This window comes from Dyella sp. (genome assembly GCF_035277725.1).
Classification (GTDB): domain Bacteria; phylum Pseudomonadota; class Gammaproteobacteria; order Xanthomonadales; family Rhodanobacteraceae; genus Dyella_B.
On record NZ_DATEJY010000169.1, the window covers coordinates 1 to 6,418 of the forward strand.

The window sequence follows — 6,418 nt, forward strand, 5'->3', positions numbered from 1 at the left end:
CTGGTGCTTCTACAAATCGCTCCCTGACTCAGCCGAGATATATCGATTTACCTCGCGCCGCGGGCCGCAGCGTAGGCTGGGATGAAATCCCAGCTTCGTGATGCCACCTGTGCTGGGATTTCATCCCAGCCTACGTAGACATGGTCACCCCGGGGCATTCGGAAACGGATGTGTTGATTTATAGAAGTGCCTTTAAGCATCCGTCGCCCCGGCCTTCGCCGGGACGGCGATTTAAGATTTTTCGTCGTATTTGAGGAAGCGCGGCCTAAGTTGGTGCCATTGGCCTTAAAGACCTGACGACCAGCTAGGCGATATGCATTGAGCTTTTTTTCCCGATAAAAAGCCGCACTCCAAGGAGTGCGGCTCATCGCGTTTTTTATTTGGATTTGGTGCTTACCAGATCTTCACGCGGTCATCGGGTGCGAGGTAGAGCTTCTCGCCGGGCTTAACGTCGAACGCGTCATACCAGCCGTCGATGTTGCGCACGGTCAAGGCACGGAACTGCGCCGGCGCATGCACGTCGGTGGCGAGACGTTGACGCAGCGCCGCGTCGCGGATTTTCGAGCGCCATGCCTGGCCAAAGGCCAGGAAGAAGCGCTGATCGCCGGTGAGGCCATCGATGACCGGTGCGGGTTTGCCGCCGAGTGACTTGTGATAGGCCGCATAGGCGGCGGTAAGACCGGATACGTCGGCGATATTTTCGCCCAGCGTCTGTTGGCCATTGACGTGCAGGCCGGGCAGGGCTTCGTATTGGTCGTATTGCTTGACCAGCTTCTGCGTGGCGGTCTGGAAGTGGGCGGCGTCTTCAGGCGTCCACCAGTTTTCCATCTTGCCCTGCGCGTCGAAGTCGGCGCCGGTGTTGTCGAAGCTATGGCTGATCTCGTGGCCGATCACCGCGCCGACGGAACCGTAATTGGCAGCAGCATCCGCGTTCGGATCGAAGAACGGCGGCTGCAGAATGGCGGCCGGGAAGTTGAGCGCATTCTGCAGCGGCAGGTTCACCGCATTGACCGTCTGCGGCGTCATCCACCACTCGCCCTTGTCCACCGATTGGTTGAGCTTGGCCAGTTGGTGCTTGTACTCCAGCGCTTCGGCGCGCTCGTGGTTGCCGACCGGATCAGTGGCACTGATCTCGAGCGTGCTGTAGTCGCGCCAGGTGCTCGGGTAGCCCACGCTGACGCGCAGGGTGGCGATTTTTTCCTTGGCCTTCGCCCGCGTGGCGGGCGTCATCCAGGCGAGCGTGTTCAGGCGTTCGTCGAAGGCGGCGACGATGTTCTTCACCAGCTCTTCCACTTTCGCCTTGGACGACGGCGGGAAGTAGTGCTTCACGTAGAGCTGGCCGACCGCATCACCGAGGTCCGTATTGGTGTTGTTGACCGCGCGCTTCCAGCGATCCTGTTGCTTGGGCGTGCCTTGCAGAGTCGTGCCGTAGAAATCGAAATGAAGGTCAGCGTAGGCCTTCGGCAGCAGCGGTGCAGCATCGTCCAGCGCGTGGTAGCGCAGCAGCTGCTTCCAGGTTTCGATGTCTTCGCTGCCGACCAGTTTGGCGATGCCGGTGATGGCAGAGGGTTGCCATACGTCGATCTGTTTTTGACCGTCCAGGCCCGCGGCCTTGAAGTAGGCGTTCCAATTCAGGCCGGGTGCCTTTTGCGCAAAGTCGGCGGTGTTCCAGACGTTGTTGGCCTTGTGTACGTCCTGGCTGTCGACCAGGCTTTCCTGTGCTTGCGCGATCTTGGTTTCCAGCGCAACGATGGCCTTGGCCTGGCTCTGCGCGTCCGGCGTGCCGGCGAGCTTCAAGAGCGAGGTAACGTATGCCTCGTACTTGGTGCGCGCCTCGACCATGTCCTTGTCTTGCGACAAGTAGTAATCGCGGCTGGGCATGGCGATGCCACCCTGCAGCAGGTAGGCCATGTTGCGCGAGGAGTCTTCCAGCCCTTGCGTTACGAACAGGCCGAACAGGTTCTCGGTGTGGAAGTTGGTGGCGTTGATCGGGTCGACGTCGGCGCGCATCTGGCTACCGAGCACGCTGGCCAAGTCGTCGCGCGTCTTGATTGCGTCGATGCGATCGAGCTCAGGCTTGAGCGGGGAGAGGCCGAGCTTTTCGATGTTGGCCTCATTCATATAGGCCGCGTAGTAGTCGGCAATCTTGCGCTCGTTGGAGCCGGCCGGGGCGTGGCCTTGTGCCAGGTTGCGAATCAGCTGCGAAGTTTGTTTCTCGGCAAGTTGATAAACCTGCAGGAAGGTGCCGGTACTGGAGCGATCGGGCGGAATCTGCGTGTTTTTCACCCAGACGCCGTTGGCGTAATCGAAGAAGTTGTCGCCGGGTTTGACCGCGTGATCGATACCCTTGAGATCGATGCCGATATCCGTTCGGCCGGTTTTGGCTGTCGGCGGGTTGCCGGTCGTGGCAGGCGCGGCGGCCAGGGCCGTGGTGCTGGTCAGTACCGCGGCAGTGAGAATCCATCTGAATCGCTGCATGGCGATCACCTTATTGTGAGGAACGAGTTCCCCACCTTAGCCGCCTGCCGGGTGGCTTGTGAGCATGACTTTCGGGCTAGGTCGATGGGTTGGATGCGTAGCACGCAGGCTGGGATGGAATCCCGGCTTTCATCGGGAGGGCGTGCTGGGATTTCATCGCAGCCTACGTGGTCTCGTCCTGGGATTTGCAGGCCACGTTGGGTGCGGCTACGCCTTACCGCAACCTACGTTTCGCGCAAAAGGCAGGTTACTGTCCGAGCAATGCAATCTCGGCCAGCGCCTTGGGCGCATCGTTATCAAAGCGCAGGCGGTAATACGCATGTTGCCCAGGCTGATGAATGACGAACGCGCGAGTCTGCAGCGGCCACGGGAAGCGTTCGCCCTTCCGCGTATCCAGCACCGTCCAATGTTGCCCATCGTCGGACGCTTCGAGCGTCCAACTGGAAGGTGCCGGTGCCTGCTTCGCCGAGGTGAGCGTGTACATCGCTACCGTTTGCGCTTGCGGGAAATGCCAGCTCACGATGGGATGCGGCGCCGACAGCTGTGTTTCGGTGTCGCTGGTGTGATCGAACAAATGGCCCAGATCGGCGATCGCCGGTTCGCTGCCAGCTTCACCGTGTCCCGGACCAACGAGATCGTGCATCGGTGAGGGCTTGCCGCTGGCCGTCAACGAAGGCGGCAAATCCTGTTGATCGCTGCCCCACATGGATGGCTTCGGCCCCATCACGAAATCCAGCGTGGCGCCTTGCGCGAGCAAGGCATGCGGCAAGGTCAGCTTGTTCCAAGGCTGGCCATTCACGCGCAGGCTTTGCACATAGCGGTTCGTATCGCTGACGTTGGGCGCGTTGATGACGATGTGCTTGCCGCTCTCCAGCGCGATATCCATGTGCGGAAAATACGGCGCGCCGATCACGTATTCCGGCGTGCCCATGCGCAAGGGATAAAAGCCGGCGGCACTGAACAGCCACCAGCCGGACATCTCGCCGTTGTCTTCATCGCCAACGTAGCCTTGGCCGATCTCGCTGCCCAGGTACAGGCGCGAGAGCACGTCGCGCACCTTGTCCTGCGCTTTCCACGGTTGGCCCGTGTAGTCGTACATATAGATGATGTGATGGGAAGGCTGATTGCTGTGGCCGTACTGACCCATGCGCACCGATTGCGCCTCGCGCATCTCGTGGATCGGTTCGCCATAGCCGCCGACGTGATAAACACCGGGTGTGCTGAAGAACTGGTCCAGCTTGTTGGCGAGTGCAACGCGGCCGCCATACAGCGCGGCGAGCCCGGCGCCATCCTGCGGCGCGTGGAACGCCATGTTCCAGGCATCCGTCTCCGTGTAGTCGTCGCCCCAGCGCAGCGGATCGAAGTTCTGTTTCGTATAGCGCCAGTCGCCTTGTGCGTCACGCGCTACGAAGAAGCCAATGTCCGGATTGAACAGGTTGGCGTAATCCAGCGCGCGACCGCGGAAGTAGCTGGCGTCTTCGGCATATTGCACTTGATAGGGATCGTGCGCATCACCGCGCGCGGCGAGTGCGTTCGCCAGATTGCCGATGGCGAAATCGGCGATATAGCCGTCCATCGACCAGGAGAAGCCTTCCTTGATCGCGTAGTCGGTGTAGCCGTTGAAGATCGATCGCTGCAGCCCTTTGCGCCCGGTGCCCTTGAGCGGGCTGACCACCGTCGCATCCTTCAACGCCGCTTGATAGAACGACTGCACGTCGAAGTTGTGTACGCCTTTCAGCCATGCATCGGCGAACGCCACGTCGGCGCTGGTACCCACCATCAGATCGGCATAACCCGGCGAAGACCAGCGCGCAATCCAGCCGCCGTCGCGGTATTCCTGCACGAAACCATCAATGATCTCGCCGTCCAGCTTGGGGATCAGCAGCGCATAGGCCGGCCACACCGTGCGGTAGGTATCCCAGAAGCCGTTATTGACGAACACCTTGCCATCGACGACGTGCGCACCGGTCTGCGTGGGCGTGTTCTCGCCGACGGGCGAGGAGAACGGGCTAGCATAGCGATACACCGGTTTGTCGGCGGTGCCGGTGTTCTCGTAGGCCGAATTGGGATACATGAACAGGCGGTAGAGATTGGAATACAGCGTCACCAGCTCGCCATGATTGGCACCTTGCACGTGCACGATGCCGAGTTGCTTGTCCCATATCTTCTGCGCACGTTCGCGCACGTCGTCGAAACTTTCCTGCGGTGCGATTTCCAGGGCCAGGTTGTGCTTGGCCTGCTCCACGCTGATCAACGACGTGGCGATGCGCACGTTGACCGTTTTGGTTGTCGAGGTGTCGAAGCCGAACCACGCGGTGACGTGATCGCGATCTTCGCCGGTGAGCCGTCCGCTTTCGGCTACCGGCTGATCGACGATGGCATAGAAGAACAGGCGACTGGCGCCGGTAGAGAGCACGCTCTTGACGTCGGAGTAGCCGCTGAAACTGCGATGGGCGGGATCGAGCGTGATGCCGCCTTCATTCGTGCGGTTGTCGAACACCAATTGTCCGCGCTTGCCGGGAAAGATGAAACGAAGCATCGCGGCGTGATCGGTCGGTGTCATTTCGCCAACGATGCCGTTGTCGAACGCCACCTTGTAGTCATGCGCATGGGCGATTTCGTGATCATGGCTGAAGCTCAACGCACGCTTTTCGCGATTTGCGCTGGGTGCGCCATCGGCAACCGCCGCAGGCATGATCTGGAAGGTCTGCCGGTCGCCCATCCACGGGCTGGGCTCGTGCGAAAGCGAGAAGGCTTCGATGCGTGGGCGATTGTTCGCATCATTACGCTGCTGGTACTGGTACATCCAGTCCGATCCCGCGTCGGTCACCGGCGCCCAGAAACTGAAGCCATGCGGCAGCGTCACGGCCGGAATATTGTTGCCGCGCGAGAAGACGTAGCCGGAGTTAGTTCCACGCAGGATGTTCACATAATCGCTGGGCCGCTCGTTTGCCGCGTACTCCGGCGCGGCAGCGATGCGCAGATCGTCAAGAAAGCCTTCGACGTTTCCAGCGGGACCATCATGCGCCAGCACGATTTGGCGAACATGGCGGCCAGCTGCCGCTTTACCCAGGTCGATCGTCAACGTGTTCCATTGATTGACGTACAGGGTGCGGCTTTTACCGAGCGCATTGGCATTGGCGGGAACGCGGTGTTGATCGCGTGCCTGGCTGGTGGAAAGACGCGTGCCGTCATCGAACACGAGGTCGACCGCGACATAAGTCGATGGATCGGCGAGATCGCCCGTGGCAATGCATGGGAATACCAGATACGAAAGCTGGGTATTCGCGTGGACGGGAATATCCACGTCAAACAGCTTGGTTTCCTGTTTGCCACCGGCGCGTCCCTGGTAATGCAGCGAATGAAGGCCAGTAAACCCAACGCCGGGCTTGGCGCTGTAGGCATCGTCCTCTGACGGGCCGCCGCCGATATCGACGATCAACCCCGTGTTGGCGGAAGCGGCGATCGGCGAGGGCTCACCGGTTTCGAACGAGGTGTAGAACGTGCCGCTGCCGTCTGCGCTGGCGATGGTGGTGCAACAAGCGAGTGCAAGGAAAAGCAGTTTCTGCCGGGACAGGCGAGTCATGAAACCTGGCATCTGGTTACCCCTGTGGAGAGCGCCTGCGGGTGGGAGGATCGCGCCAAGAGCTGGATTTGATCGATCTAAACGAAGAGTGTCAAACCGCAGCGCAGCATGCTTGAGTGCCTGCTCGCGATCGACAGCGTGCATCCGTCTCGGGTGCGTCGGAATGACGACGTCCGTAGATACTGTTATCCGAGTCAAGCGTTATGAAGGGCTGGATCGAAGGGCCGGCCTGATTTGATGACACCCAAAGCGACCTGAGCCAGTTTGCGCATCATGGCGCCGATGATGACCATCGGTATCTTTTTGCTGGCCTCCAGGCGCTCGCGGAAGCGTATGCCCCACGTGGTGCGATGA

Annotated in this window: 2 protein-coding genes and 1 pseudogene; all 3 read right to left on the bottom strand. The window is 60.4% G+C overall.

The window, feature by feature from the left end:
• Positions 1-393 precede the first annotated feature (393 nt).
• The gene (locus VJR68_RS14905; RefSeq protein ID WP_324148922.1) at positions 394-2,478 is read right to left on the bottom strand and encodes a M13 family metallopeptidase; all 2,085 of its coding nucleotides are present in this window, start codon (positions 2,476-2,478) and stop codon (positions 394-396) included.
• A 247-nt stretch (positions 2,479-2,725) separates the two neighbouring features.
• Complete coding sequence (locus VJR68_RS14910) at positions 2,726-6,064, bottom strand: GH92 family glycosyl hydrolase (RefSeq protein WP_324148924.1); 3,339 nt, start codon at positions 6,062-6,064, stop codon at positions 2,726-2,728.
• Positions 6,065-6,258: 194 nt separating this feature from the next.
• Positions 6,259-6,418, bottom strand: a pseudogene (locus VJR68_RS14915) (IS110 family transposase); the annotation flags it as partial.

Excerpts from the sequence above, each read along its gene's own strand:
- VJR68_RS14905 (WP_324148922.1), bottom strand. The coding sequence starts at position 2,478 with ATGCAGCGATTCAGATGGATTCTCACTGCCGCGGTACTGACCAGCACC.
- VJR68_RS14910 (WP_324148924.1), bottom strand. The coding sequence starts at position 6,064 with ATGACTCGCCTGTCCCGGCAGAAACTGCTTTTCCTTGCACTCGCTTGT.